This window comes from Salinarchaeum chitinilyticum (genome assembly GCF_055390775.1).
Window position 1 is genome coordinate 2,020,025 of the sequence record NZ_AP043888.1, and the last position, 25,673, is coordinate 2,045,697.

Genomic DNA, 25,673 nt, shown 5'->3' on the forward strand with positions numbered 1-25,673 from the left:
CGACTGCGTGCGGGAGACGGATCGGATGTCGGATCGAGCGACGATCGGCCGGCGAGAGGAGTGGCGACGGCCGGCGTCGCTAAGCTATCGTTCGATCGCCGTCTCGAGGCGCAGATCGCCCGCAGAGCGGCCGACTTCCACGGCGTACTCGCCGGCCGGCGTCGTCCAGCCGTCGCCCGCTTCGTCGTAGTGTTCGAGCGCCAGCTCGTCCAGCTCGAGCTCGACGCGGACCGCCTCGCCGGCGGGGACGTCGACCGCGGCGAAGCCGCCGAGCTCGCGCACGGGGCGATCGGGGCCGTCGGTCTCGCCGTCAGCTTCGGGCGGCCGCACGTAGGCCTGGACGACCTCGCGGCCGTCACGGTCGGCGACGTTCGCGACGGTCACTGCGATCGTCGAGTCGTCGACAGCCTCCACGTCGCGGTACTCGAAGGCCGCGTAGGAGTGGCCGTGGCCGAAGGGGTAGGTAGCGCTCCCACGCCCCGCGTCGAAGTGTTTGTACCCCACGAAGACGCCTTCCTCGTAGGTCGCGGCGCCGTCCACGCCCGGGTACTGCTCGGGCTCGCCCGCTGGGTACTCCGCTTCCGGAGCGAACGTGACCGGCAGCCGCCCGGAGGCATCGACGTCGCCGTAGCAGAGCGCGGCCAGCGCCTCACCGTCGGCCTGTCCGGGGTACCACGACGCGACGATCGCAGCGACGTCCTCGCGCCACGGGAGTTCGACCGGGCCGCTGGAGCGAACCGCGACGACGGTCCGGTCGTTGGCAGCCGCGACCGCTTCGACGAGCTCGTCCTGCTCGCCGGGGAGCTCCAGGGACTCGCGATCCGCGGCCTCCGTCGCGCGATCGCGGACGACCACGACTGCGACGTCGGCGGCTTCGGCGGCCGCGACCGCGTCGTCGATCGAGACGTCGGGCTCGGGCTCGTCCTCGTCGTCCCCGCCGAGGTCGAAGAAGGACCGGTCCTCGATCTCGGGGACACCGCGCGCGACGCTCACTGAGCCGCCGCCTGACTCGGCGCGGGCTTCGACGCCCTCGGCGGTCGGCGTCGCCTCGACAGGCGTCGTCTCCGAGGAGCCCCCGCCGCCCAGCGTCGGCTCGTGGAGGTTCGGCCCAATCAGCGCGACGTCGGCGTCGTCAGCGATCGGGAGGACGCCGTCGTTCTCGAGCAGGACCTGCCCCCGGCTCGCGATCTCCGTGGCGAGCTCGCGGTGCTCGTCGGTGTCCAGCTCGCCCTGGATCTGGGTGTCGTCGAGCGCGCCACACGCTGCCATCTGGCCGAGCACGCGCGCGACCATGTCGTCGAGGCGGGACTCGGGCACCTCGCCGGCGTCGACGGCCTCGCCCAGCGCCTCGGCGAACTGGCCGTGGTTCTCGGGGTCGGGCATGCCGCCCTCGAACTCGCCGAAGTCCATCTCCTCCGGCGAGGCGTCGGGCTCGCCGTCCGCTTCCCCACCGGCGTCCGCCACTCCTTCGCCGTCGGCGTCACCGCCGTCGCCCTCCTCCGCTGCCCCGGCCATCATCAGGTGCATGGGCACACCCGGCATCTCGAGGTCGAGGCCGGCGTTTGCGGCGTCGACGGTGCTCTCGGTGCCGTACCAGTCCGAGACGACGAACCCGTCGAACCCGAAGTCGTCTTTCAGGACGTCCGTGACCAGCTCCCGGTGCTCGGACATGTACGTGCCGTTGACGCGGTTGTACGCGGTCATCACCGATCCCGCACCCGCCTCGACGGCGGCCTCGAATCCCGGCAGGTAGCACTCCCGGAGCGCGCGCTCGGAGACGTCCGCGCTGACGACGGCGCGGTCGGTCTCCTGGCTGTTCGCGACGTAGTGTTTCGGCGTCGCGATCACGTCTTCGGACTGGACGCCCTCGACGGACGCGGCGGCGAACGCCCCCGTCACCACTGGATCCTCGCTGAAGTACTCGAAGTTGCGTCCACAGTGGGGTACCCGGATGAGGTTGAGCCCCGGCGCGAGCAGCACGTCCTGATCGAGCGCCCGCGCCTCGCGTGCGATGGCTGCTCCCTTCTTCCGGGACAGCTCGGGATCGAACGTCGCCGCGGCCGCCAGCGGCGCCGGAAACGCCGTCGCGGGTTCCCCGGGCACCCGGACGCCGAGCGGGCCGTCGACGAGCCGGAAGTCGGGGACGTCGAGGCGTTCGACGCCCGGCAGATAGCCGGTCGCAGTGCGTGTCGGGTCCACGTCGCCGTGGACGAGCGATAGCTTCTCCTCTCGCGTGAGCTCGTCGACGAGCTCCCGGACGCGGTCGGTCTGGTGGTCCATGAGTGTGAAACCCTCCCGCTGTGGCTTGTGTGTTCGGGCAGGCGACGGTCCTGCCTCCTCTTGCCGTGTGGACGACTTCGACGCCGCCTCCGGCCGCTCTCACCGCTCGAATTCGTGCGGCTGGGGGCCGATACGAATGGCTAACGGCATCTCGGAATTCTCTTTCATAGGCTGGTTACCACCCGGCGATGGACTGGCATACACCCATCTTTCATCGGAAAGTATTAGATAATTTTAATTTGGGGCCGGTTCTGTATCCAATCGCAATGTCCGATACCAATGGTCGTATGAAGCAGTACCTTGCGAACAACCCCCGAAAGATCGGCGTGCTGTTCACGCTCCTGCTGGTGCTGTCCCAGGTCGGCGGCGCCGCCGCTGCGCACGGATCGACGGTCGTCTAAAAGTCAGACGCTGTTAGTTCGTTACTCCAGGAGAGGAACCCGTTCCGACGAACGGGACAGGTTTCGCGGTGCAGGAACTCCTCGAAGTCTTCTGCAGGAATGTCGACGTTGGATACGTTCCCCGACGCCAGATAGTACTGGGTCCTGTCGTCGTTCCCCTGCAGGTGGGGACAGAAGAGGCCGCCCATACCCGGATGAGCGCCGAAGAGGTCGATATCGATCTGGTACTCGTCGCCCGATTTCCCGATTTCAAGCAGGTGCGGCGTTCCGCTCTCGGGCTGCACGATCGAGAGCCCGCCGTCGCCGATGACGATGTAGTGAGAGCCGATGACGCTCTCGTCGCGCGCGACGTTGAGCGCGGGGCGGAGCGGGAATCCGCAGTTGAGCAGCCTCGCCACGGCCTGCCCGATCCGAACGGCGCCCATGTTCGCCACGTCCCTGACCGTGACGATGCCGCCGATTGCGCCTTTCCGGACGAGCTCCATCCCCTGTTCGTAGGACTGGCAGGCGTTCAGGAAGAACGCGTCCATGCCGGCCTCGTCGATGGTCGTCGCGTCGAGGCGACCGTCCGAGCAGCGGAAGCCGTCGTCGTCGATGTGGCCGATGTAGTGGAGGAAATCCCGGTCCTCCGCGAGCAGGTCGGCGAGTTCCGCCTTGGTCGTATCCGTCTCGACGGTGACGTCGAAGGGCAGCTCGCTCCGGGAGCCGTACGTGTCGTCGACGACGTCCTCCTCGTCGGCCATCTCGGGGTCGTTGCAGATCACGGAGATGTCGATGCTACCCGTCGAGGTGGACCGGCCGACGCGGTTCTCGAAGGCCTCCGGAAGCGCCTTGGAGACGCCGAGTGGCGTTCCGTCGCCAACCCACGTCTCTTCGATCGCAGTTTCGGATTGGACGGGATGGACGAACGACGTCTCGGTGGCGACGTCACCGCGCATGAGTCGCCCTTGCATCCCGCCGTTTTGCAGCTCCTCTGCGGGAACCGGGTCGGGATCCTCGGTCTTGACGATCGAGAGGTCGTCGACCAGATACGGCAGCGCCTCGACGGCGTCCACCGACGGATCGACGTGCGCGACCTGCTTCCAGTCCGGGAGCAGGTCGGCGATCTGATCGTAGGGGACCTCGAGATACGATGCCAGTCGCTCGGCGTGCGGGGCGTCGTAGAGGTCGGCGAGCGGGAGGTCGATCCGTTGCTCGAACAGCTCCCGTTCGTGGAGATCGAGCTGGTAGATCCCCTCCGTTCGGGTGACACAATCCAGCAGGAACAGCTTGCCGAGCGTCCGCTCGACGCCGTCCTCGAGGTTTCCCCGGTGAGCGAGTGGATAGTCGATCGACTCGCCGACGATGCGCGCGACCGGGCCCTCCCGGACGCCCGCTCCGAGGTAGTAGGCGAGCGGTGCGACCGCGAACGCGGCGGCGAGGTCTCCCGGGACCTCGACGTGGACGTCCTCGGCCGGTGGCGTCAGCCCTTCGGGAATGTCGCGTTCCTCGCCGAGCTCGATCGTGGGTGGATGGCCCCTGTGGGTCGGGAAGGACCGTTCGGGGCTGAGCGTCTTCAGCGCGGACCCGAACGTCGAGATCCCCGCGAGGACGTCGGCCGGATCCTCCGTGACCGTCACCGTCGCTGCCGGCCGTTCGTGGGTCGAGCAGCTCCCGACGCGGACCGAAACGACGTCGTCGAACTCGATCTCGGTGGTGTTGCCTTTCTGTCGGATCTCGACGCCGCTCTCGACGCGGAGATACACTTTGAGGATCCACGTCGGTTCGATGCAGTAGGTGCCCTCGGGGAAGGATCGCGTGCTTCCCAGCTGCACCTCGTCGATCATGTGGCCGTCGCCGTCCCGGACGTAGACCTGTGACTCCAGCGGCAGCGTGAGGCCCGACGTCTCGATCTCGACGGCCGACTCGACGGGCAGGGCGAAGACGTCGCCGTCGATCGGTTCGGGGTCGATCGGCTCCGCGGTCCGGATCGTGCGCCTGAGTCGTTCGATCGGATCGACGACGTCGAGCCCGTGGTCGACCCCGAACGACGGGGTGATCAGGGTACCCGGTGAATGGGGGTCGGCCATGGGGAGTAGTGGAAGAGTGCTAGCTTCCCAACGCCAAAAGTGTGCTGGCGTTGCCGATTCCAATGCGGGGTCGATCGTAGAATGCCCCGGTGGAGTCGTACAATTATCCAGATGGCCCAAAGTATTATAAGGAAATCCGCCATATCCAGTAACAGTTCGCCCATGCGCCTTCGCCAGCCGACTGACTTCCTGATACTCGAGGCTCTGCACACGTACGGCCGGAACGTCGCCACGAACGTCGCGGAGACGACCGGCAAGAGCCGCAAGAACGTCAACAACCGCCTCCCGGTCCTGGCCGACTACGGTCTCGTCCGCAAGATCGGGCCCGCAGAGCGCTCCGGGCTCTACGAGATCACCGACGAGGGTCGTGCAGCCGTCGAACTCCGCGAGGAGTACGACCGCACGGAGGACTTCGAGGCGCTCATCGAGCGCCGCCTCGAGAACACCGCCGCGCAGTCCACGGCCGTCGCGGCCCGTGGAGAGCCACACGAGGAGGACTCCGACGACGCCGAATCGGCCTGATCGCTCCGGCGCCACCACTCGGGCGTTTGCTCTCCGCTCCGACGCGCCGAACACGATTCTGCCTACTCGTTTCCACGTACCGAACACGGCTCCGTCTACTCCTCCCAGACGCGCCGAGCACTGTTCCGTCTACTCGTCTATGCCCGACACGTCGACGGCCTCGACCGCCTCGGGCAGTCCGTGGATCACCGCTGCCGGCCAGCCGCGGTGCCCGACCGTGATCGAGACGTCCGCGTGCTCGGCGTCGAGTCGTGCGATCGCCTCGACGGCCCGCTCGCGAGCGCGGCGATCCGGTCGTTCCGGCAGCTCCGCGGTGAGCGGGTAGGCGCGTGCGAGTGCGGGCGGTACCGGCCCGAACGGCGGTCGGAGGTCCCAGCACTCCTCGTAGTCGCCGTGTGGATCGGCTTCGGAGACGAGCAGCGAGTCGGCCTCGACGTCGAGGCGCGCGAGGCGGTCGTGGTAACGTCCGACCTCCGGGCGGTCGGCGCTCTCCGCGGAGGTGTAGAAGAACGTGTCCTTGACGACGGGATCGGACGCCTCCAGCCACTCCTCGTGTTCGAGCAGGGCGCGGTAGCCAGCGAGCAGTGCGGGATGCCCCCGGGCCCTGGTCTCGACGAGTTCGAGGAGGTTCCCCTGCCGAATCGCCTGCCTGATCCGACGGATCTCCGCGAAGCTGACCGAGAGGTTGTGCTCGGCGAGCCGGCGCTCACGCTGGCCACTCGAGAGTGCGCGGAGCCCGTCGGCGTCGTACTCCGTACAGACCGGACAGGAACAGGGGAGATACTCGAGTTCGTCGAGCTGTTCGGTGCCCCGCACCGTCATGTAGCGGTCGTCGCGAGCGAAGAGGGCGTACGCCGCGGAGTCGAAGAGGTCACAGCCCGCCGCCGCGGCGAGTGCGAACGTCATCGGGTGACCGGCGCCGAAGAGGTGGACGGGGGCGTCCTCACCGAGCCCGCGTTTGGCCGCCGCGACGACGTCGACGATCTCTGCGAAGCGGTAATCACCGAGCAGCGGGACGACCGCGCCGACCGGGAACACGTCGAGGTCGGTGGCGTAGGCCGCTCGCGCTGCGCGCTCCCGGAGGTCGGGGAACGTCGCACCCTGGATCGGCGCCGTGACGAGCATCTCGCCCGTGTCGGCATCGTCGGCGATCTCGAGGCGCTCGAGCGTGGTGTCGAGTTCGGCTTCGGCGCGCTCCCTGCTCGCGTCCGGCGGCGTCGGGAGGTCGACCGGCGTGCCGACGTCCGAGCCGATCTCGCGTTGAAACGCCAGGATCTCCTCCGTCGTCACGTCGATCTCGCCGTACTCCGCGAGCTGAAAGGCGCCGGAGTCGGTCATGATCGCGCCGTCGAAGCCGAGCATCTCGTGGAGCCCCTCATCGAGCGCCTGCTCGCGGAGCCCCTCGTTCCCGTGGATGATGTAGGCGTTCGTGATGAGGATCTCCGCGCCGAACTCCATTTCGAGATCGGCCGGCGAGACGGTGTCGATGTTGGGGTTGATCACCGGCAGAAGTGCGGGCGTCTCCACCGTGACGTCCGCGCGCGGGACCGTCAGCTCGCCGATGCGTCCGGCGGCGTCGACGTCCCGCAGTTCGAAGCACTCGCGCACGACAGTGCCTGGGGAGCGGCGCGCGCCTAAGCGTTCCGTCTGGCGGCGGACGGGGCTGCTGCGATACCGTCCCGGGTTGGATTCCGCAGTCGGCGTCGCGCTACAGCCGATCGCCCTCGCTCCCGGCCAGCCCCTGGTCCGTGATCTGGAACTGGGCGGTCTCGCCGGCGGGCTTCGCGCGGTGTTTCTCGAGCGTCGCACGGCGATTCCCGCCGCGGAACCGGTCCAGCCGGAGGATCGTCCCGGTCCAGTGATCGAGCGTGTGCCCGCCGAGCGCACTGATCCGGTCCTCCTCGGGGTCGGTGTAGACCTGGTTCGTGATCACGATCGCGAGGTCCTCCCGGCGCGCCAGCGAGAGGAGGTGCGTGATCTGGTCGGCGACGGCCCGGAGCGCCTCGCCGCCCTCCTCGTCCTTGTCGCGCTGGAGGCGGTAGAACCCCGTCGCGCTGTCGAGAGCGATCAGGTCGGCCTGTTCGGCGAACGCCTCGACGTCTCGCACTGCCTCGCGTTGCTCGTCGAAGTCCAGGGCGTCCTGGACGACGATCCGCTCGGCGAGCGCCTGGAGGTCCTCGCCGGCAGGATTGGGGTCGGCGTTCGCCGTTCCCTCCTCGCTGGCCTGTCCGGCACCGATCGCGTCGTCGATGCCGATGCCGCCCTCGGCGTCGCTCACGCCGCCCTCGCCAGTGCCACCCTCGGCGTCACGCCGTTCTCCATTTCCCGCGGCGCGTGCACCGACGACCTGCTCGAACCGGTCGATCGAGATCCCCTCCGTGTCGACGATGACCGTGGTGCCGCCGTCGGCCGCGACCGCCGCCGCGGCGGAGAGCACGACGTTCGTCTTCCCGGCCGCCGGCGGGCCGTAGAGCTGCGTGACGGTCCCGCGCTCGAAGCCGCCGTCCAGCAGCTCGTCGAGTGCCCCACAGCCGGTCGGGATCGGATCGCTCACTGGCAGTCCGTAGGAGCGGACCCCGCAAAAGTGCGATGATCGGCAGTTCTGTGGCGTTCGACGGCGCCAGGGCCGGTGCCGGTATCGATCGACCTACGGTTGGATGTGGCGGTGCGGTTTTTGGTGCAGATTTTTCGGGCGGGTTTCCTCGCTCGCGCCGTCCGGGCGCTCGCTGCGGGACCGCCCGAAAAAGGTGCTATTGGTACATCCTGAGCGGCTTCGCCTCCGAACTCGCGTCGCCCTCTGCCTCCTGGAGCTTCTTCGCGAGCTGCTCGCGCTGGGCCTGGACGTCCTCGGCCTGCTCCACGAGGGCGTCGGTATCGACCTCGACGCCGGCCAGTGGCCCGACGCCGTCTTCGATCAGCACGCGGGCGGCTTCGGGATCGGGGAACTGCGGATTGGTCTCGACGACGAGCCCGAACCCGGGGAGCGATCGCTCGGTCGCGGCGGCCACCAGCGCGCCGGTCGGCCCGGAGATCGCGCCGCGTTCGCTCGGCGTCGCGAGATCGAGGTCGTCGAGACGATCGCCGGTACCGCCGGTCGCGACGCCGAAGAGCTCCGGCGGCGTGGCCCGCTCTTCGGTGCCGAGGCCGCTGATGTACACCGGCGTGACGTTCTCGGCGTCGAGCCAGCCCGTGACGCAGTCCGCGAACGCCGGCGCGGCCTGGGGCGAGACGGGGACGTCGCTCTGGAGGGCGAGCAGGTCGTTGGCCGCGTCGGCGTAGAGGCGAACCGGCGGCTGGACGTCGCGTTCGCCCTCGGCGTACACGCCGAGCCGCGGCAGTCCCTCGCACTCGACGCTCGCGTAGTAGGTCATGTCGAGTTCTTCGACGAGGTGATCGGTCGCGATCTTCCCGACGAGGCCGACGCCGGGGAGCCCCTCGACGAGCGTCGGGGACTGGAGGTCGAGATCGGCGTGGACGGTGATTCCTGCCATGCCGTGAGGGTTGGCGGGCCGGCGGCTTAATGGTCCGGGCGAGACGATTCGTCGCACCGGATTCGATCGTCCGCTTCGGACGCGACGGTCGACTGTCCTCGTCACTCACTACGCTCCAGATCGCATCGCTCCGCCTGCCAGAGGCCCGAACCGTGCGCTGCCGCTCTCCATCGCGTATCGCTGATTACCCATATGCACCGGGTGGGACTGGAAGGGACCGACTGCTCGACGAAGGCCGGCGAAGTAAGGACCGCAGGTGAGCGAGTGACAGCGAGCGAACCGAGGACCGCAGCGAGCCGCCCGAGTCGAGCGGGAGGGGGCTTCCGTAGGCAGTATCGGTCGAACGGACGCCCACACTCCAGCGATCTCATCTCGGAACCGACACCCACAAACCCGGTCCCACCGCTGATAGAGTCGAATGCACGAGGTCCTCGAGCGCTACCGGCCGATCGTCGACGAGTTCGACGCCTTCACGGCGGCGATCGAGCGGCCGCTCGGGAAGACGGTCCGGGTGAACACGATCAAGGCCGACGCCGATCGCGTCCGCGCGGCGTTCGAGGAGGCCGGGATCGCCGCCCAGCCGACCGAGTGGAACGCGGACCTCCTCGCCGTCGACACGGACGGTCCCGGTTCGACGTGGCCGGCCTTTCACGGCTGGATCCACACCCAGGAGGCGGTCTCCACGCTCCCGCCGATCGCCCTGGATCCACGGCCCGGCGAGACGGTCTGGGACGCCTGCGCCGCGCCGGGGAGCAAGACGACCCAGCTCGCCGCGATGATGGACGACGGGGGGCGGGTCGTCGCAAACGACCGGAACATGGGCCGGCTCTCGGCGCTACGGTTCAACGCCGAGCGCCTCGGCGTGACCAACGCGATCGTCACGAACCGCGACGCCCGGAACTACTCGCTGGACCCGCTGGCCGTCGACGAGTTCGACCGCGCGCTCGTCGACGCGCCCTGCTCGGGCGAGGGGACGCTCCGGAAAAATCCCGCCGCCCTCGAGAGCTGGAGCGAGGGGTTCCTCGCGGACGTCTCCGGCGTTCAGGCGGACATCCTTCGACGGGCGATCCAGGCCACGAAGCCGGGCGGCCGAGTGGTCTACTCCACCTGCACCTACGCGCCCGAGGAGAACGAGGCGGTGCTCGACGCCGTCCTCGACGCCGAGGACTGTCGGATCGTCGATCAGGCGCTGCCCGTCGAGACCCGCCCCGGCGTCACCGAGTGGCAGGGCGAGCAGTTCGATCCGAGCGTCGCGCGCGCCGCGCGGGTCTATCCACACCTGAACGACACCGGCGGGTTCTTCCTCGCGACGCTGGAGGTGGGCGGATGAGCGACGACGGCGCCGGGGCGGACGTGCCGGACGACCGCGACCTCGCCGAGAACGTCAGCCACCGCTTCGACCGGCTTGCCCCGACGGACGCCGAGCGGACGGTCGAGGGCCGCCCCTCTCGCGAGGCCGTCCTCGAGTGGTGGGCGGAGCGGTTCGGCATTCCGACGGACACCTTCGACGACCACTCCTTCTGGGAGAAGGGTAACGGCAAGCTCTGGGTGCTGGCCGGCGACGCGCCCGATCCCTGCGACGTCGAGGCGCTCGGACTGACGTTCCTCCGGACTCGCCAGGAGCACTGGAAGCCAACGACCGACGCCGTCCAGCGCTTCGGCCCGCTCGCGACGCGGAACGTGATCGACCTCGAACGCGAGGAGGCCCGCCGGTTCGCCGCTGGCGACGATCAGGAGATCGATCGCTGGGACGGCGACTGGGGCTATCTGATCGCCGCCCACGAGATCGCTGGCGAGCGGGCGATCCTCGGCGTCGGCCTCTACGTGCACGGCGAGCTGCGATCGATGGTGCCGAAGGGGCGTCGACGCGACCTCTGACCTCGGCCGTTTCGACGGTCCAGCGACCACACCGGCAGCTCAGTCCTGCAGATCCTCGTCCGCGTGGCGAATCACGTGGACGTCGTACTGGGGGTCGTCCGAGACCGGCGAACCGACGCTCGTGACCGGCGTGGTCACCGAGCCGGCGTTCGCGCTCCCGACGAACAGCACCGACGCGCCCAACTCCGCGGCGGTCTGTCGGATTCGCCGAACGACGTCGGTCGTGACCGACGCGCGGTAGTCCGTCTCCTCCGTCGTCTCGACCTCGATTTCCGCGTCGGGTGCGAGGTCGCGTACGACCGTCCGGAGCCCGCGTGCGATTCGATCGGCGTCGAAGGGCTCGTCGGGGCCGATCCACCCTTTCTCGCGGGCGTACTCCGTGCTCGGCGGGACGACGACCAGCGCGACGACGGACTCGTCCATCGCGCTGGCGAACTCGCCGGCGCGTCGGAGGGCGGTGCGCGAGAGTGGGGAGTTGTCGAACGGAACCACGTAGACCATGGAGGGATGCCAACGCCCCGGCGCTTAGTCGTTGGGCCGGCGCGCCGACGCTGGTGATCGGTGCGTCGCGGCGTCGGCGTTCACGCTTCCGACGTCTCGTCGTCGATCGCAATGGGGCCCGCAGGTCAGTCGTCGCTCGGCGCGAAGGTCGCCGCCGGACTCGCCGTCGACGTCCGCGGTACGTGGCCGTCTTCCGAGCCGTGATCGGCCTCCTTCTGGTCCGGTACCCTCTCGGGCTGGGACTGGTCGGCAGCCTGTTCCTCGGTGGCCTGATCTTCGGTGGCTTGCTCCCCGGCGCCCACTGCATTCTCCTCCCGCTCGGCCCTGACCTCCTCGATGTCGTAGTGGGCCTTCCGGAGCGTTACGGGCGAGACGCCGGCGGCGTCCGCGGCGTCGCACTGGGTCAGGCCGTGTCCGCAGTCCTGTGCCGCCGTGTAGAGGCAGCCTGCGGCGAACCCGCTGGGGTCGCGCCCGCCGGCGATCGCGGCGTCCTGGCCCAGGACCGCGAGCTCGAGCGCCCGGCGTTCCACGGCGTCCGGGAGGTCGAGCTCGGAGGCGAACCGCGGGACGTACTCGCCGGGGTCGATCGGGCCGGTGGGCAGCCCGAGCTCCCGGTTCAGTGCGTCGTAGGCGGCGCGGAGTTCGTCCTCGTCCGCGCGGGCACCTGCGACGACCTCGTCGACGGTACGCGCGATCGATCGCGTCCGACAGACTGCGTAGACCGTCGCCGCAGCGAACCCCTCCAGCGAGCGCCCCTTGATGAGGTCCTCGGACTGGGCGGAGTCGAACAGCGCACAGGCCTGCTCGCGGACGTTTCGCGGCAGGTCGATCTCGCCGATCAGTCGGCGGATCTCGGTGAAAGCGTACACCTGATTGCGGTCCTGCTTGGTCGCCAGCTGGGCGCGGCTGTGCTCGCGGCGCATCCGCGCGAGCCGTTTGCGCTTCCGGCCGGTCACGCGGACGCCCGCGTCCGAGCCGATCTCGGTGCTGAGCCCCCTGTCGTGGCGGCTGCGGGTCAGGGGTGCGCCGGTCCGTTCGCGGTTCGACTCCTCGCCCGCGAAGGAGCGCCACTCGGGCCCGCGATCCAGCCGGTCGGTGTCCACGACCAGGCCACAGGCGGTACAGACGGTCTCGTCGTCCTCCCGGACGAGCGAAGCGGTACATTCGGGACAGCGATCGTCGGCGCTCATCACGAGTGGAGCTACGCACGGAAGGGTTATTTAAACACTTCTCGGACCGCAACGAATCGGCAGGAAGCGAGGTGACGAACCTACCGGTAACCGGTAGGTTACCGCCCGTGGCGATCGGCTCGGAAGGAGTTCGGTCCGACGCAGCCGGCCCGATGACGAAAATTTTAACCAGTCTTCTCCGAAACCATCTGTCGATGGGGCTCTCGGACATCGCCGCCGATCTCGCCGTCACCGCCGAGCAGTGCGACCGCGGGGTCGCGACGGTCGACGAGACCGACGGCGCGCTCGCCGAGCGCCTCGCACCGGTCGCCGACGAGCTTCCCTGTTCGGCCGACGCCGCGGCCGCGCTGGTCGAGGCCTACGCAGCCGGGGCGAGCGTCGGTGGCGCCGGCGACGCTGCGGGCGTTCCCCCGATCACCGCCGCGAAGACCCTCCACCTCGTCGGCGTCGACGGCGTCTGCCCGCTCGCGCCGATGGTCCGCGAGATCGTCGGCGACTGGATCGCCGGCGAGCTTCCGCGAAGCGAGGCCCGGGAGCTCACCGGTGCCTCCGAGACCGAGTTCCTGCTGACGGCCTTCCTCGAGACGCACGAACCGATCCCAGCCGCGCGGACGGCTGTCGAACCCGTCCTGGGGCCGGGCGACGCGCCGCTGGCAACCGACGACCACCTCGCCGAGACGATGACCGACGCAGCGGAGTTCCTCTGAGCAACAGGTCCAGCGATTCCGGGCGATCGATTCCGATCGAAATGCTCCTCGTCGCGTTCTGCCGTCGCCACGGAGCAGCTGCGCTGCTCGCCGTCCGGGGCACTGCGGCGGCCCTCGGCGACCAGTCCGCGCTATCCGAACCGACCGGCGAGCAACCCGTCGTCGGGAAACTCGAGATCGAGCTCGACGTCGAACAGCGCCTTCGTCGCCTCGGCGACGGCCGGCGCGTAGGCGGGATGGGGCTCTGCGGTGCTCGGCACTGCGTCCTCGGGCACCTCGTGGGTCGGCAGCGCTGCGTCAGCGGCGTCGACGGGATGGTCGCCGTCGGCGCGGTTCGCGATCGCGAGTCCGGGCGCCGCGCCGACGTCCTCCAGGCGCTCGCGGAGCGTCTGGAGTGCGTCCACGCCGCGCTCGCTCGCGGGGGTGACGGCGGCGACGCGGTCGGCCGTCGTCACGGCGCTGACGGCCGGATTCGTCGCGACTGGCGGCGCGTCCACGAGTACGAACTCGAAGCGCTCGCCGGCGCTGGCGAGGAGCTCCTCGAAGGCTTGCGCTGCGTCGGGCGTCTTCGCGCGTGCCAGCCGTTCGAACGGCGCTCGTGCGGGACAGACGGCAACCCGTCCACCGGCCTCGCTGACCGCGTCGAGATCGAGCTCGACGGTCGCCGCGGGCAGGGATGCTCCCTCGACGAGTACTCGGGTGAGGTCGTCTTCGATCCGCCCGGGAACGTGCGCGGCGAGCCCCTGCGTGGCGAAGTCGACGTCGAGGACGCCGACGGCGTAACCGCCGCGACCGAGCGTCGTCGCGAGTTCGAGGCTGGTCCGGGTCGCGCCGGCACCACCAGTGGCCTTCACGACGGCGGCTGTCGTCGAGGACATCACACGATTCGTGGTTCGGCAACTGCAATAAAGGTGTGTCCTCTCCCCCGGTGGCGCCGTCACTGCGGCGGACCGTGGCCAGCTGTCGAGCGCAGCGGCCGCGAGCGGCTGCAGCCGACGGGGCCGGAGGTGCCAGATTCGATCCGGGGCTACTGGGCGTCCCGAATCGCGTCGGCGACGGCCGCGGTTTCATTCTCGTCGAGCTCGGGTCCGGCGCCGAAGAGGGCGTGGACGGGCCCGTAGCCGTCGCCGTCGAAGCGCGGGACGACGTGGCAGTGCACGTGGGGCACCTCCTGGCCGGCGGCCTTGCCGTTGTTGAACGCGACCGTGGTCCCGTCGGCGTCGACGGCGGCCTCGACCGCCGGCGCGAGCTCGGTCGCGACGCGACCGATCGCGGCGCCGAGATCGCCGGGAAGGTCGGCGAGCGTCTCGTGGTGTGTCTTCGGGATCACCAGCGTATGGCCCTTCGCGAGTGGGTTCGCGTCGAGAAAGGCGAGCACGTCCTCGTCCTCGTAGACGACGGTACCGGGAATCTCGCCGTCGACGATCGCACAGAAGATGCAGTCGGCGCTCATACCCGTGCCGACGGCAGGCGAACCCTTGAAGCTTGGTGGCGCGGTTCGCTGGCTGCCGATTGGCGGTGCCGCTGGACGGCCAGGGGCACCGGTCTCCAGCCGGCGTCAGGACCGGCCCCGGTAGACGATCGAGCCCACGACGGCGATCGCCGCGAAGGCGAGCCCAGCGAGGAACAGCGGGCTCCCCGCCGGTGCACCGAACTCGCCGTCGCCGAAGACGATCGCGACGCCGGCGGCCGCGACGCCCAGGAGGAACACTGTTGCGGCGATGGGGGACTCGCGAGCGTCCGAGATGGTGACGCGCATACCTCGCCGTTGGTGGCGGGGGACCGAAAACGCTGGGGACGCCTCTCGACGCTACGACGACGGGAAAATGACTGGCTGAAAGCCGGACCGGGCTGCCTCAGAGCGACCGGAGTCGGGAGATCCGCTCTTCCGTCGGCGGGTGCGTCGAGAGGAGCCTGTCGGCACCGCCGAAGATACACAGCGCGGCGACCGAGTCGTCGACCTCGTTGCCGCTGGACTGGGCGCCACGCGAGATCTTCTCGAGCGCGCGAGCGAGCGGGTCGCCGCTGCCGATCACGGCTGCAGCGTCGGCGTCGGCGACGTACTCGCGGTACCGCGAGATCGCCATCACGAACACCATCACCAGCATCTGGGCGAGCATGCCGGCGATCCAGCCGAGGAAGTAGTTCGCGATGGAGCGCTCGCCGGTCATCATCACGATCCAGTGGACGCCGATCCCGACGATCATCGCGATCGACTGGCCGATCGTCATCGTCAGGACGTCGCGGTTCTCGATGTGGGCGAGCTCGTGGGCGAGAACGCCCTCCAGCTCGTCGTGGTCGAGGACCGCCATCAGCTCCTCGGAGACGACGACGATCCCGGCGCCGCGACGGCCGGTCGCGAACGCGTTGGGGACGCCCATCCGGGCGACCATCAGTCGGGGCTTCTCGATCCCCATCTCCTCGGAGAACTCCTCGACGCTCCGGTGGACTCTGGCGTACTCGCCGTCCTCGGGCATGTCCTCCGCCCCAGTCGACCAGATTGCCATCTTCTTACCGATGACGTACTGGATGCCGACGAGTGCGAACGATCCGACCAGGACGATCGCGAGGGGAATCCCCAGGGCCGCGTACGCGATGGTCGCGATCGCGAGATAGAACCCGAACAGGATGGTCCCCACGATCGCCATCCTGAGCTGCAATCCTCTGTGATTCATCGCGAAAAAGTAGCCACCGAGATGTCTTAAGGACACGGGTCGGCGGCAGCACCGTTGCCGATCGGCACACACCGCCGGCCGAACGAGCCGCGGAGCGGCGATCCCCGAACCACTCCCTAGTCTCTCTGCCGCTCGTCGTTCGCTATCTCTCTCACGTTCCTTCCGCGTCGCTCTCCCCACCGTGCTCGGCGCTGCTCGCCGACGAACGGCCCTCGTCCGTAGCAGCCCCAGGTCCGATCGCTCGCCACCAGAGTCCCAGCACGCCGGCACCACCGAGGAACGTCACCGCCGCAGCGGGCGAGCCGGCGACCGCCAGCGCGACGCTCGCGACGAGGCCGACGGCGCCGACGGCGAACGCAACGAGGTGGCCGAGCCCGCGGTGGACTCGCCGGTCGATCTCGGCGCTGATCTCCTGGTCGCTGGTGTACTCGGCCTCCAGGGTCTCCCGGAGCGACTGGATCTCGGAGGTCGTCGCGTTGTGTCGTTCGAGCTGTTCCTCGCGGAGGGACTCGAGTGCCGCGTCGGTGGCGGACTCGGCGGCGAGTTCGTCGTGGCGATCCGCGAGCAGGTCGATGCGCTCGTCGAGTTCGCTCTCGACGGACTCCAGTTCCGAGCGAAGCGCGTCGAGGTCGGCCTCCGTCGCGGACTCGGCCTTGACGTCGTCGACGCGGTCTTCGAGGCGATCGAGCGCCTCCTCAGTCGCGGCCGCGTCCCGGAGCGTCGCGACGTCGTCGGCGACGGTGTCGACTCGCTGCTCCGACGCCGCGTCGTCCTCGAGCGCTTCGAGCGATTCCCGGACGCCGTCGACGTCCGAGCGGATCGACGCCCGCTCGGCCGCAGCGGTCTCGTCGAGTTCGTCGAGGTCGTCAGCGGTCGCCTGGAGGTCCTCGGCGAGCGCCTCGACCGACGTGGACAGGGACTCGTGGTCATCGCGGAGCCCGTCGACGGTCTCCCGGGTCGCACTCGTCTCGGCGACGTCGTCCAGTTCGTCCCGGAGATCCCGGAGGTCGCCGTCGCTGGCCTTCGCGTCGTCGAGCCGCGTGATCGCTCGTTTCAGCGTCGCGACCTCGTTGGCGTCGGCTTTCAGCCCGTAGAGCCCCTCGACGCTCTCCTCGAGGGTCTCGACGTCGTCGCGGAGTCGCTCGGTTCGCCGCTGCTGGCGATCGCGAACGTGCTCGACGAACGCGTTGGTCGAGTCAGAGAGCCGGACCTCGAGTGCGTCCGCGAGCGCGTCGCGGTGGCGCTCCTCGAGTTCCTCGCCGTGGAGTTCTTCGAGGAGCTGATGGACGACGGAGTCCGTCGCGTCGTCGGACGCGTCGTCGTCCGTGTCGGCGTCCTCCTCGCCCGTCCGCTCCGACGCAGCGTTACCGCTATCGTCCTCGTCGGTCGACGACCCGACGCCGTCTGCCCCGGTTCTGGTGGTATTGGCACTGCCGTCCCCGCCGTCTGCGTCGGCTGCTGATCGCAATCCGGAGTCGGTCTCTTCGATCTCTTCGGTCCGTTCGATTTCCTCGACGGCTTCGATTCCCTCGCCACCGTCGCGTCCGTCGGCCCCGCCCGACGATGGGATCGACTCGCTCGCTTCCGCGGTCTGCTCCGACAGGTCCCGAAGATCGGGCACGCTGTCGAGTTCGACGTCACTCGCGTCGGCTGGTTCGTCCGGCGACTGGTCCGCGGGCGGCTCGTCGCCGTCGGAGTCCCCCATCGGATCGTCGAGATCGAGCACCAGTGACGCGTCCGCTTCCGCGTCGACCTCACCGCTGTCTCCAGGGGCGGCGTCCTCGTCGAGAGCGTCGTCAGGGGCAGCCTCGGCCCCCGGAGCGTCCACAGCAGCGCCAGCGGCCGGGTTCCTCTCCGATTGCTCGCCTGCGGCGTCCGGTGCTCCCGAACTGGGACGTGCCTCGAACTCCCCTGCGCCGTCGGATTTGGACGCCAGATCGGCGATCGATCCCGCGTCGGAAGTCACCGGGTCGGCCTCGACAGTGGGTGGTTCGAGATCGGGATCGAGGTCGCCCTCGATGCCCCAGGCCGTCCGGACGATGGTCCCTGGCGTGATCTCGCGCTCGAAACAGAGCGCGTCGCCGTCGCGCTCCCAGTCTTCGCCGCAGTCCCCGGGAAAGCCGAGGTCGTCGATGGCGGTCCCGTCGGGAATCGGCTGGCGGACGCGAACGCGCACGGGTGCTGGATGGTCCGTCTCGACCGCGTACTCCAGCGCCTGCCGGCCGCCGTCGCTGGCGCGCGGCCGGACGCTGACGGTCGCCACCTCCGTCTCGTAGACGGCTCCGCGACCGGCGCGGTCCGATGCGTGGGCGCGTGTCATGGAGTCGGATCAAACAATCCCGACAGCAATAAAAATTTTCACCGTTAGCCGACGCATAAATTTATCACGGTGCAGGTACCCGGCGCCGCAGTCCCCCGCGCCCGCCACCGGTCGTCCGGGCGGTCCGCCCGGGAATCGACGCGTCGGAACGCCGTTCCGCAGCGAAACGACGTAACGTTCAAGCACGCGGCGACCGGGCGTGGACGTATGCAGCCACTCGCCGCTCGCGATCACAGTTCGTCGGCGAGCGACGCGCCCGGGAAACGCAGCCCCGTCAAACGCGCCCAGTAATACGCTCGGGGCGAGGCTGGCGACCCGTCCCGGGCGATCTCGATTCTCCGAACCGACGGTTTCGACCAGGTTCGGCCGTTTCGCTCGTACTCGATCGGTTCGACCGTTTCGCCCGTACTCGATCGGTTCGACCGCGATCGACGCACGCGAAGGCCGAGCCCCAGACGCGGGGACTTACGTCCCCACGACACCACGTTCGACCAATGACAGCAGACACCCACTCCACGGACGACCCCTTCCGCGGCGTCTATCCGGCGATGGTCACGCCGTTCGCGGAGGGTGGAAGCATCGACTACGACCAGCTTCGATCCGAAGCCCGCCGGCTCGAGGCCGCCGGCGTCGACGGCCTCGTCCCGGTCGGATCGACCGGCGAGAGCGCGACGCTCTCCCACGACGAACACGTCGACGTCGTCGAGGCGGTCGTTGACGCCGTCGAGGACGTCCCCGTTATCGCCGGCACGGGATCCAATAACACCCGCGAAGCCCTGGAGCTCTCCCACGCCGCGGCGGACGTCGGCGCGGACGCACTCCTGCTCATCTCGCCGTACTACAACAAGCCCGAACAGCGCGGCCTCGAGGCCCACTTCCGTGAGATCGCCGACGCGATCGACCTCCCACAGATCGTCTACAACGTTCCGAGCCGGACCGGCCAGAACGTCGAACCGGACACCGTCGTGAATCTCGCCGACCACCCCAACGTCGCGGGCTACAAGGCCGCCAGCGGCGATCTCGGGCAGGTCACCGAGGTCGTCGAGCGAACGCGGGAGTACGACTTTTCGGTCCTCTCGGGCGACGACGCGCTCACGCTGCCGATGTGCTCCGTCGGCGCGACCGGGACCATCTCCGTCGCCGCCAACGTCGAGCCCGAACGCACCGTCGCGATGGTCCACAGTGCCCTCGGGGGCGCCAACGGTGAGCGCGCGCCGGAGTACGACACGGCTCGGGAACTCCACCACGAGCTCGGCCCGCTGTTCCGCGAGCTGTTCGTGGAGACGAACCCGATCCCGGTCAAGGAGGCAGTCGCGATGCGCGGCCACTGTGAGCCGACGATCCGGCCGCCGCTCTCGCGGCTCGCCGAGGAGCACCGCGAGCCACTTCGCGAGCTGCTCGACGAACTGGAAGCGACGCGCGAGGAATCGCTGGCGAACGCGACGTTCGCGCCGACGCCGATCGACCAATGACCGACGCAACGCGGGTCGCGATCACGGGCGCGACCGGTCGGATGGGCGAGGAGCTGCTCGCCGAGGTAACGGGCCGGGACGACGTCGAGGTTGCCCTTGCGACGAGCCGGACGCCAGCGGACGGGCCGATCGAGGGCGTCGAGCTGGCGGACGCCGACGACCTGCCCGCGCTCCTCGCCGAGCGCGACGTCGACGTGCTGATCGACTTCACCGTTCCCGAGCCCTGCGTCGGCGCCGTCGAAGCTGCAGCCGAGGCCGGCGTCGCCGCCGTCGTCGGCACCACCGGCTTCGACAGCACCGAGACCGCGGCGCTGCGGGACGCCAGCGAGCGGACGCCCTTGCTCAAGGCCGCGAACTTCGCCCGCGGCGTGCAGGCGCTCCTGCAGATCGTCGGCGAGGCCGCCGCGGCGATGGAGGGGTACGACGCGGAGCTGATCGAGACCCACCACAACGGGAAGCGCGACGCGCCCAGCGGCACCGCGAAGGCGATCCTGCGTGAACTGGAGGGCGCTCGCGACGGCAGCGAGGACGATCGCGTCCACGGTCGCGAGGGGCACGCGCCGCGGGAGGACGGCGACGTCGGCGTCCACGCGGTCCGCGCTGGCGACATCACAGGGATCCACGAGGTCCTCCTCGCCGGAAACGGCGAGGAACTGCGTCTGACCCACCGCGCGGAGGATCGCGGCGTCTTCGCGGCCGGCGCGGTCGACGCCGCGGTCTGGCTCGACGGTCGCGACGCTGGGTGGTACGACTTCGGGGACGTTTTGTCCGGGGGCTGACTCGGAGCGTCCATGAGCCTGCAATCCGACGTCGAGGCCCTCTGGGGCCGCTACCAGGACGGCGCAGTCGACGCCGCGACCGCCAGCGAGGACGACCTCGCAACCCTCGAAGCGTTCCTCGAATCGCTCGAAGCTGGCGAACTCCGCGCCGCCGAGCCCGTCGAACCCGCCGACGCGGCCTCCGTGGGCGACGGCGAGAACGAGCCAGAAGTCGCCTCCGCGACCGCCGAGTGGGCGGCCGTCGAGTGGGTCAAACAGGGCGTCCTCCTGAACTTCGGCCTGCGCGAGAACGTCGGTCACGAGTACGGCGACGTCACCTACACCGACGTCCTGCCGCTCCGCCGCACGGACGACCTCGCGGAGCGTGGCACCCGGAACACGCCCGACGGCACCGTCATGCGCCGCGGTTGCTATCTCGGCAGCGACTGCATCATGATGAGCCCGAGCTTCGTCAACATCGGCGCCTACGTCGGCGACGGCACCCTGATCGACTCCTGTGACACTGTCGGCTCCGCTGCCCAGATCGGGGCGAACGTCAAGCTCGGCGCGAACACCCTGATCGGCGGCGTGCTCGAACCCGTCGAGGACGCGCCGGTCGTGATCGAGGACGGTGTCTCGCTGGGCGCGGGCTGTCGCGTGACCTCCGGGTTCGTCGTCGGCCACGACTCGATCGTCGGCGAGAACACGCTGCTCACGCCGCGAATTCCCGTCTACGACCTCGTCGAGGACGAGGTGCTCTACGGCCGACTGCCGCCGGAACGCCGCGCCTTCCAGCGCTTCGTCGAATCCTCGGTCAGCGACGAGGACCTGATCCCGGGCAGTGCGTACAAGCCAGCCGTCGTCGCCACGCACGTCGAGGAAGAGACGCTGGAGGCGACCGAGCGCGAGGACGCGCTGCGGGAGTGAGTGGAGTGCCGGACAGTGGCGTTTTTCACCCACGTTTTTCGAGTCGGATCGCGAGCAGCGCGAGCGATCTCGACGACGAAAAAGGTGGGAGTGAGACGCTGGAGGCGACGGAGCGGGAGGACGCGCTGCGGGAGTGAGCGGATTGTTCGTCCAGGATGGATCGAGTCGCCCCGGACGCGCCGCGTCTGAGCCAGACGCTCGTTGGCACAATTTTATATTTGTATGTGCACACATACACAGACATGGGGACGAAGACGATCTCACTCGCCGACGACGCCTACGACCGGCTGAAGCGTCACAAGCGTGAAGGAGAGAGCTTTAGCGACGTCGTTCGTCGGCTCACGGGCGACGATTTCTCCCTGCGGGAGTACTACGGGGTGCTCGACGACGATACGGGTGAGGAACTCGATCGCATCGTCGAGAAGCGACGAGAAGCCAGATCCGACACGCACCGTGAACGCGTCGATCGCATCGTCGACGAGCTGGAAAAGTGATCCTCGATTCGACGTTCCTGATCGACGTACTGCGTGGTGAAGGGACCGTCGAGGAGCTCCTCGGGGAGGTGGACGGTTCGGGGCCGCCGTTCGTGACGAGCGTGACAGTCATGGAACTCTACGAGGGGATCTATCTCGCGGAGTCGACCGAACGAGAGCGTGCGGTCGTCGAAGAGATGCTGGACGGCATCAACGAGATCCCGTTCGATCGAGCCTGCGCGAAACGAGCCGGCCAGATCAACGCCGAACTCGTCGCCTCCGGACAGCCCGTCGACGAGACAGACGTCATGATCGCTGCGACGGCGATAGATTACGATCTCCCAGTGGTAACGCGAAACACGAGCCACTTCGAGCGGATCGAAGCGCTGGAGGTCGTCTCCTACTGAGCCGACCGTTCGTCTTCGATCAGTCTCGTTTCTCGGTCCGCGCCTCGATCCGCATCTCCACGTAGCGTCCGGGCCAGGTCCGGACGTGGCGCCTGAACCCTCGAACGAGCGTCCCCAGGACGCCCTGTGGCTGTGTCTCGACGCCCCGTGGATCGGACGCGTTCGCCCCATCACCCGGCCGTGGATCCTCGGGATAGCTCATCTTGCTAGACGTTCGCACGTGTGATGCATAATAGTTCGGGATACTCTCACGTGGTTACTCCGCCGCCTCCTCTTTCTCCTCCGCCTCGCCGACCCTGACCGTCATCACCGGAACGGGGGACTGCCGGACGACGCGTTCGGCGACGCTGCCGATGAGGTAGTGATCGAGTCCCGTCCGGCCGTGGGTTCCCATCACGATCGCGTCGACTGCGCCCTCGCGTGCCCGATCGAGGATGGCCTCGTGTGGCACTCCGGCGACCACTTCGCGCTCGATCGGGACGTCTTCGGGCAGCGCCGCGACGACCGAGTCGATCGCCGCAGTTGCGCGCTCGCGTTCGGCGTCCTCCCAGGCGTCCCCGGCGAGGCCGCTGCTCGGGCTCTCGAACCGGTTCCGCGCGTCTGCGACGGAGAGGACGTGGATCAGCGCGTCGTTGGCCTGTGCCAGGTTCGCGGCGTGGGCCGCGACGGCGGTCGTTCCCTCGCTCCCGTCCGTCGGCAACAGTACGTCGTCGTACATCTGTCTCCGGGAGGTTGTGGCTCCTTGCTGAAAAACGCCGTCCTGCGGACCGACCGTGGCGGTCACGACGCGATGGGCGGAGGTCCTCGGCGCGGAGATTGGCGGGGCGAAACGCCCGCTCAGATCCCGACGGCCATCAGGAACAGCGCGACGGAGATCACGCTGAACAGGCCGGCGACGCCCATCGTGATCGTGTCGGTGTCCAGCGCGTTCGAGACGTAGGGGGCGATCTGGCCGCCGAGCGTCGTCGCCGGTACGGTGAACACCACCATGTTCCAGGGCGTCGACGCCAGGCTCAGCGAGTGAGCGCCGGGAAGGAACCCACCCGCGAAGACGTGGACCAGCGACGCCAGCACCGCCGTCAGCGCCACGATGACGTGGTTCGTGCCGATGGCGACGCGGACCGGGACGTTCGTCCTGAGCATCGAGATGATTCCGAGTTCGCCGATCCCGAAGCCGGCGAGGCCCTGGAACACGCCGCCGACGCCGTAGTTCGCGAACCGCTCGAGGTAGCCGCCCCAGGTGTAACTGTAGCTGTCGCCCTCGCGGTCGACGCGGGTAACCGTCCCCTCGTCGTCGACGCCGACGCCGGCAGGGCCGAGCTTGCCGTCGTCGTCGGGCAGCTCGCCGCCGCCAGCGCTCGCCGGCTCGCCGCCGTCGGGGGCGCTCTGGTGGGCGTCCGTGGCGTCTCCGGACCCCGCTCCGTCCGCCGATTCGCCCTCGTGGCCGTCGTGGGCCAGATCGGCGGTGTAGAGGAGATAGGCGGCGCCCAGCAACGCGACCGCGAGCGCGGCGTGGAACAGTGGCTCCGGGATGTAGAATGAGAGGAGTGCGCCGCCCACGACGAAGGGGATGCTCCCGACGACGAGGGACAGTCCGAGCCGCCGGTCGACGAGCCCGTACTGGATGAACGCGACCGCCGAACTCGAGAGGCCGAAGGACTCGCTGATCAGGCCGACCTTGACGATCGTCTCCGGCTCGAGTTCGTACGCGAGTAACGGGAAGATGAAGATCAGGAACGGGACGAACATCGCCGACCCGCTGATGCCGACCGTGTTGACGATCGTCGCGCCCAGCAGGAAGAAAAAGAAGAGCCACCAGTACTCGAGCCAGTAGTCCAGCCCCGCGTTCGCGGGCGTCGGCGCCGCCGCGACGACGAGCACGACGAACAGCACCGGCGCCGCGAACACGAAGAAGTGCTGGTACTTGAGGAATGACTTCTGAACTTCCGCGGAGGACGTTGGTGCCATGGATGTTAGTTCTGGGCCGTTGCTCGGGGGCGTGGGTTGGATCGTCGCGGGGCGGGCATTCAGGTGATCCCTCCCAGCGGGGGCTGTTGCGGTCGGTCGGGCGGGTCGCCGTCGAACGTACGAACCATTCGTTGCCTGGCGTCTTGCGAAACGACGTTGAAAAGTCCTGTGAGCTACTCCGCCCGTGGGGTCCCCACACATGCCGCAATAGACCTTTTGGGGCCGTACGGTCCGCAGCCCTCGATTCGGCCGAAACGGAACCTTTGTTGGGCCAAGCCGCCGTTCGTAGCCCAATGACCGATTCCTCGCCCCCGATCCGCCGTCTCGCGGACTGGGACCACGACGCCCTGACCGCCCTCGCCGACGAGTACGACACGCCGCTGTACGTCACCGACCTCGATCGGGTCGCGGAGAACTACGCCCGGATCGACGACGCCTTCGAGGGGATCGAGTGCATGTACGCCGCGAAGGCCAACACCGGCCAGGCCGTGATGGCCCGACTGCTCGAGGAAGGCGCGACGATCGAGTGTGCCGCCGCGGGCGAGCTCCACCGTGCAGTCGAGGCCGGTGCCGATCCGAACACTCTCCAGTACACCGCGACCAACCCACCGGCCAGGGACCTCGACTGGGTCGTCGATTTCTGGGAGACCGACGCCCCGAAGCTGACTGTCACCATCGGCGCGACGGATACCCTCGACCGGCTCGAAGCGCGTGGCTTCGACGGCCGACTCGCGATCCGCGTCAACCCCGGAATCGGTGCCGGCCACCACGAGAAGGTCGCGACCGGCAAGGACGCGAAGTTCGGGATCCCGCACGAGGCCGTGCCCGACGTCGCCGCCGACGCAGCCGAGCGGTTCGATCTCGTCGGCCTCCACGCCCACGTCGGCAGCGGCATGTTGACCGAGGAGGACCTCGACGCCCACCGCCGCGCGCTCGCGCGGGTCGCCGACTGCGCGGCGGCGATCGAAGCCGAACAGGGATCGGGAGCGCTCGAGTTCGTCGACGTCGGCGGCGGCTTCGGCGTCCCCTATCGCGAGGACGAGGACCCACTCGACCTCGACGCCGTCGCAGACTACCTCCACGAGACGTTCGCGGACGTCGAGGCTCGTCTCAAGGCCGAGCCCGGCCGGTACGTCGTCGCCGACGCCAGCCTCGTGCTGACCGAGGTCAACACGATCAAGGAGGCGCCCGACGCGTACGTCGTCGGCGTCGACGCCAGTCTCGCGACGATGATCCGGCCGGCGATGTTCGACTCCTATCACCCGATCCGGAACCTCTCCGCCTACGGCAACGGCAGCGCCGTGACTGGGCCAGACGCCACCGATCGCGACGCGATCCCCGCCTCGGTCGGCGGGCCGCTCTGTACCAGCGCGGACGTGTTCTGCACGGACCGGCCGATCGCCGAGCCCCGGCGGGGCGACCTCCTCGCGATCGGCAACACCGGCGCCTACGGCATCGAACTCGCCAACCAGTTCCACTCCCAGCCCAAGCCTGCGGAGGTCGGGCTGGCCGCCGGCGAGGTCTCCGTGCTCCGCGGTCGCGAGGGGTACGACGATCTGCTGCACCACGAGCGGCTACGGTAGGCGGACGCAGTCCGTCGCCGGCCTCGTTTCGACTGCAGCGACCAGCCACGC

Annotated in this window: 25 protein-coding genes and 1 pseudogene; 11 read left to right on the forward strand and 15 right to left on the reverse strand. The window is 69.0% G+C overall.

The window, feature by feature from the left end; translation table 11 throughout:
- Positions 1-84: 84 nt before the first annotated feature.
- Positions 85-2,280, reverse strand: coding sequence for a beta-glucosidase (locus ACZ5KP_RS09730; protein ID WP_460921971.1), 2,196 nt, complete (start codon positions 2,278-2,280; stop codon positions 85-87).
- Positions 2,281-2,567: 287 nt separating this feature from the next.
- Between ACZ5KP_RS09730 and ACZ5KP_RS09735 the strand changes: the two genes are divergently transcribed.
- Positions 2,568-2,681: a DUF7503 family protein gene (locus tag ACZ5KP_RS09735; protein ID WP_460921969.1), complete on the forward strand. Its 114-nt coding sequence runs from the start codon at positions 2,568-2,570 to the stop codon at positions 2,679-2,681.
- Here the strand turns inward: ACZ5KP_RS09735 and ACZ5KP_RS09740 are convergent.
- Entirely contained in the window at positions 2,678-4,750 is a 2,073-nt protein-coding gene (locus tag ACZ5KP_RS09740; protein ID WP_460921967.1) for a hypothetical protein, read from the reverse strand. The two genes, ACZ5KP_RS09735 and ACZ5KP_RS09740, sit on opposite strands and share 4 nt — an antisense overlap.
- A 162-nt stretch (positions 4,751-4,912) precedes the next feature.
- On the opposite strand from ACZ5KP_RS09740, the gene ACZ5KP_RS09745 reads away from it, so the two are divergent.
- The gene (locus tag ACZ5KP_RS09745) at positions 4,913-5,272 is read left to right on the forward strand and encodes an ArsR family transcriptional regulator (protein ID WP_460921965.1); all 360 of its coding nucleotides are present in this window, start codon (positions 4,913-4,915) and stop codon (positions 5,270-5,272) included.
- A gap of 129 nt (positions 5,273-5,401) precedes the next feature.
- On the opposite strand, the gene tgtA is transcribed toward ACZ5KP_RS09745, so the two are convergent.
- The 3 genes from tgtA to ACZ5KP_RS09760 form a co-directional block, all read right to left on the reverse strand.
- Positions 5,402-6,880: a tRNA guanosine(15) transglycosylase TgtA gene (gene tgtA / locus ACZ5KP_RS09750; protein WP_460921963.1), complete on the reverse strand. Its 1,479-nt coding sequence runs from the start codon at positions 6,878-6,880 to the stop codon at positions 5,402-5,404.
- A 100-nt stretch (positions 6,881-6,980) separates the two neighbouring features.
- Positions 6,981-7,826 (reverse strand): DNA repair protein RadB, encoded by an 846-nt coding sequence (locus ACZ5KP_RS09755; protein ID WP_460921961.1) that lies wholly within the window; start codon positions 7,824-7,826, stop codon positions 6,981-6,983.
- Between the two features lie 196 nt (positions 7,827-8,022).
- Positions 8,023-8,763, reverse strand: a complete 741-nt coding sequence (locus ACZ5KP_RS09760; RefSeq protein ID WP_460921959.1) for a proteasome assembly chaperone family protein — start codon at positions 8,761-8,763, stop codon at positions 8,023-8,025.
- A 418-nt stretch (positions 8,764-9,181) separates the two neighbouring features.
- Between ACZ5KP_RS09760 and ACZ5KP_RS09765 the strand changes: the two genes are divergently transcribed.
- Together ACZ5KP_RS09765 and ACZ5KP_RS09770 are read left to right on the forward strand one after the other, a co-directional pair.
- Entirely contained in the window at positions 9,182-10,093 is a 912-nt protein-coding gene (locus ACZ5KP_RS09765) for an RsmB/NOP family class I SAM-dependent RNA methyltransferase (RefSeq protein ID WP_460921957.1), read from the forward strand.
- Complete coding sequence (locus ACZ5KP_RS09770; protein ID WP_460921955.1) at positions 10,090-10,641, forward strand: DUF7122 family protein; 552 nt, start codon at positions 10,090-10,092, stop codon at positions 10,639-10,641. The genes ACZ5KP_RS09765 and ACZ5KP_RS09770 overlap by 4 nt, the downstream gene beginning before the upstream one ends.
- Before the next feature lie 39 nt (positions 10,642-10,680).
- Here the strand turns inward: ACZ5KP_RS09770 and ACZ5KP_RS09775 are convergent, their stop codons facing one another.
- Complete coding sequence (locus ACZ5KP_RS09775) at positions 10,681-11,142, reverse strand: universal stress protein (RefSeq protein WP_460921953.1); 462 nt, start codon at positions 11,140-11,142, stop codon at positions 10,681-10,683.
- Positions 11,143-11,471: 329 nt separating this feature from the next.
- Positions 11,472-12,332: pseudogene (locus ACZ5KP_RS09780) on the reverse strand (transcription initiation factor IIB); the annotation flags it as partial.
- A gap of 194 nt (positions 12,333-12,526) precedes the next feature.
- On the opposite strand from ACZ5KP_RS09780, the gene ACZ5KP_RS09785 reads away from it, so the two are divergent.
- Positions 12,527-13,039, forward strand: a complete 513-nt coding sequence (locus ACZ5KP_RS09785) for a DUF7858 family protein (protein ID WP_460921951.1) — start codon at positions 12,527-12,529, stop codon at positions 13,037-13,039.
- A gap of 131 nt (positions 13,040-13,170) precedes the next feature.
- On the opposite strand, the gene ACZ5KP_RS09790 is transcribed toward ACZ5KP_RS09785, so the two are convergent.
- From ACZ5KP_RS09790 to ACZ5KP_RS09810, 5 genes are all read right to left on the reverse strand, one after another.
- Complete coding sequence (locus tag ACZ5KP_RS09790; protein ID WP_460921949.1) at positions 13,171-13,917, reverse strand: AAA family ATPase; 747 nt, start codon at positions 13,915-13,917, stop codon at positions 13,171-13,173.
- A gap of 149 nt (positions 13,918-14,066) precedes the next feature.
- Positions 14,067-14,492, reverse strand: coding sequence for an HIT family protein (locus tag ACZ5KP_RS09795; protein WP_460921947.1), 426 nt, complete (start codon positions 14,490-14,492; stop codon positions 14,067-14,069).
- Between the two features lie 105 nt (positions 14,493-14,597).
- Positions 14,598-14,798 (reverse strand): hypothetical protein, encoded by a 201-nt coding sequence (locus ACZ5KP_RS09800; RefSeq protein WP_460921945.1) that lies wholly within the window; start codon positions 14,796-14,798, stop codon positions 14,598-14,600.
- A 97-nt stretch (positions 14,799-14,895) separates the two neighbouring features.
- Positions 14,896-15,714, reverse strand: a complete 819-nt coding sequence (locus ACZ5KP_RS09805) for a M48 family metalloprotease (RefSeq protein WP_460921943.1) — start codon at positions 15,712-15,714, stop codon at positions 14,896-14,898.
- Positions 15,715-15,865: 151 nt separating this feature from the next.
- Positions 15,866-18,034, reverse strand: a complete 2,169-nt coding sequence (locus tag ACZ5KP_RS09810; RefSeq protein WP_460921941.1) for a hypothetical protein — start codon at positions 18,032-18,034, stop codon at positions 15,866-15,868.
- A gap of 494 nt (positions 18,035-18,528) precedes the next feature.
- Here ACZ5KP_RS09810 and dapA point away from each other — a divergent pair, with 494 nt between their 5' ends.
- The 5 genes from dapA (at position 18,529) to ACZ5KP_RS09835 (ending at position 22,071) form a co-directional block, all read left to right on the forward strand.
- Positions 18,529-19,506 carry a 4-hydroxy-tetrahydrodipicolinate synthase gene (gene dapA, locus ACZ5KP_RS09815; RefSeq protein ID WP_460921939.1) on the forward strand — a complete coding sequence of 326 codons (978 nt, stop codon included), beginning with the start codon at positions 18,529-18,531 and terminating at the stop codon, positions 19,504-19,506.
- Positions 19,503-20,285 carry a 4-hydroxy-tetrahydrodipicolinate reductase gene (dapB, locus tag ACZ5KP_RS09820; RefSeq protein ID WP_460921937.1) on the forward strand — a complete coding sequence of 261 codons (783 nt, stop codon included), beginning with the start codon at positions 19,503-19,505 and terminating at the stop codon, positions 20,283-20,285. The genes dapA and dapB overlap by 4 nt, the downstream gene beginning before the upstream one ends.
- A gap of 12 nt (positions 20,286-20,297) precedes the next feature.
- Positions 20,298-21,191, forward strand: coding sequence for a 2,3,4,5-tetrahydropyridine-2,6-dicarboxylate N-succinyltransferase (locus tag ACZ5KP_RS09825; RefSeq protein WP_460921935.1), 894 nt, complete (start codon positions 20,298-20,300; stop codon positions 21,189-21,191).
- Between the two features lie 242 nt (positions 21,192-21,433).
- Positions 21,434-21,685, forward strand: coding sequence for an antitoxin VapB family protein (locus ACZ5KP_RS09830; RefSeq protein ID WP_460921933.1), 252 nt, complete (start codon positions 21,434-21,436; stop codon positions 21,683-21,685).
- Complete coding sequence (locus ACZ5KP_RS09835) at positions 21,682-22,071, forward strand: PIN domain-containing protein (protein ID WP_460921931.1); 390 nt, start codon at positions 21,682-21,684, stop codon at positions 22,069-22,071. The genes ACZ5KP_RS09830 and ACZ5KP_RS09835 overlap by 4 nt, the downstream gene beginning before the upstream one ends.
- Positions 22,072-22,090: 19 nt before the next feature.
- Here the strand turns inward: ACZ5KP_RS09835 and ACZ5KP_RS09840 are convergent, their stop codons facing one another.
- The 3 genes from ACZ5KP_RS09840 to ACZ5KP_RS09850 all read right to left on the reverse strand — a co-directional run bounded on the left by ACZ5KP_RS09840 (position 22,091) and on the right by ACZ5KP_RS09850 (position 24,039).
- The gene (locus tag ACZ5KP_RS09840) at positions 22,091-22,273 is read right to left on the reverse strand and encodes a hypothetical protein (RefSeq protein WP_460921929.1); all 183 of its coding nucleotides are present in this window, start codon (positions 22,271-22,273) and stop codon (positions 22,091-22,093) included.
- A 54-nt stretch (positions 22,274-22,327) separates the two neighbouring features.
- Positions 22,328-22,789: a universal stress protein gene (locus ACZ5KP_RS09845; RefSeq protein WP_460921927.1), complete on the reverse strand. Its 462-nt coding sequence runs from the start codon at positions 22,787-22,789 to the stop codon at positions 22,328-22,330.
- 119 nt (positions 22,790-22,908) lie between these two features.
- Positions 22,909-24,039, reverse strand: coding sequence for a TSUP family transporter (locus ACZ5KP_RS09850; RefSeq protein WP_460921925.1), 1,131 nt, complete (start codon positions 24,037-24,039; stop codon positions 22,909-22,911).
- Positions 24,040-24,332: 293 nt separating this feature from the next.
- Between ACZ5KP_RS09850 and lysA the strand changes: the two genes are divergently transcribed.
- Positions 24,333-25,622 (forward strand): diaminopimelate decarboxylase, encoded by a 1,290-nt coding sequence (gene lysA, locus ACZ5KP_RS09855; RefSeq protein ID WP_460921923.1) that lies wholly within the window; start codon positions 24,333-24,335, stop codon positions 25,620-25,622.
- Positions 25,623-25,673 lie beyond the last annotated feature (51 nt).

Bases quoted from the DNA above. Each gene is read 5' to 3' on its own strand.
- ACZ5KP_RS09730 (WP_460921971.1), bottom strand. From the start codon at position 2,280: ATGGACCACCAGACCGACCGCGTCCGGGAGCTCGTCGACGAGCTCACG.
- ACZ5KP_RS09735 (WP_460921969.1), top strand. From the start codon at position 2,568: ATGAAGCAGTACCTTGCGAACAACCCCCGAAAGATCGGCGTGCTGTTC.
- ACZ5KP_RS09740 (WP_460921967.1), bottom strand. From the start codon at position 4,750: ATGGCCGACCCCCATTCACCGGGTACCCTGATCACCCCGTCGTTCGGG.
- ACZ5KP_RS09745 (WP_460921965.1), top strand. From the start codon at position 4,913: ATGCGCCTTCGCCAGCCGACTGACTTCCTGATACTCGAGGCTCTGCAC.
- ACZ5KP_RS09760 (WP_460921959.1), bottom strand. From the start codon at position 8,763: ATGGCAGGAATCACCGTCCACGCCGATCTCGACCTCCAGTCCCCGACG.
- ACZ5KP_RS09765 (WP_460921957.1), top strand. From the start codon at position 9,182: ATGCACGAGGTCCTCGAGCGCTACCGGCCGATCGTCGACGAGTTCGAC.
- ACZ5KP_RS09770 (WP_460921955.1), top strand. From the start codon at position 10,090: ATGAGCGACGACGGCGCCGGGGCGGACGTGCCGGACGACCGCGACCTC.
- ACZ5KP_RS09775 (WP_460921953.1), bottom strand. From the start codon at position 11,142: ATGGTCTACGTGGTTCCGTTCGACAACTCCCCACTCTCGCGCACCGCC.
- ACZ5KP_RS09785 (WP_460921951.1), top strand. From the start codon at position 12,527: ATGGGGCTCTCGGACATCGCCGCCGATCTCGCCGTCACCGCCGAGCAG.
- ACZ5KP_RS09790 (WP_460921949.1), bottom strand. From the start codon at position 13,917: ATGTCCTCGACGACAGCCGCCGTCGTGAAGGCCACTGGTGGTGCCGGC.
- ACZ5KP_RS09795 (WP_460921947.1), bottom strand. From the start codon at position 14,492: ATGAGCGCCGACTGCATCTTCTGTGCGATCGTCGACGGCGAGATTCCC.
- ACZ5KP_RS09800 (WP_460921945.1), bottom strand. From the start codon at position 14,798: ATGCGCGTCACCATCTCGGACGCTCGCGAGTCCCCCATCGCCGCAACA.
- ACZ5KP_RS09805 (WP_460921943.1), bottom strand. From the start codon at position 15,714: ATGAATCACAGAGGATTGCAGCTCAGGATGGCGATCGTGGGGACCATC.
- ACZ5KP_RS09810 (WP_460921941.1), bottom strand. From the start codon at position 18,034: ATGACACGCGCCCACGCATCGGACCGCGCCGGTCGCGGAGCCGTCTAC.
- dapA (WP_460921939.1), top strand. From the start codon at position 18,529: ATGACAGCAGACACCCACTCCACGGACGACCCCTTCCGCGGCGTCTAT.
- dapB (WP_460921937.1), top strand. From the start codon at position 19,503: ATGACCGACGCAACGCGGGTCGCGATCACGGGCGCGACCGGTCGGATG.
- ACZ5KP_RS09825 (WP_460921935.1), top strand. From the start codon at position 20,298: ATGAGCCTGCAATCCGACGTCGAGGCCCTCTGGGGCCGCTACCAGGAC.
- ACZ5KP_RS09830 (WP_460921933.1), top strand. From the start codon at position 21,434: ATGGGGACGAAGACGATCTCACTCGCCGACGACGCCTACGACCGGCTG.
- ACZ5KP_RS09840 (WP_460921929.1), bottom strand. From the start codon at position 22,273: ATGAGCTATCCCGAGGATCCACGGCCGGGTGATGGGGCGAACGCGTCC.
- ACZ5KP_RS09845 (WP_460921927.1), bottom strand. From the start codon at position 22,789: ATGTACGACGACGTACTGTTGCCGACGGACGGGAGCGAGGGAACGACC.
- ACZ5KP_RS09850 (WP_460921925.1), bottom strand. From the start codon at position 24,039: ATGGCACCAACGTCCTCCGCGGAAGTTCAGAAGTCATTCCTCAAGTAC.
- lysA (WP_460921923.1), top strand. From the start codon at position 24,333: ATGACCGATTCCTCGCCCCCGATCCGCCGTCTCGCGGACTGGGACCAC.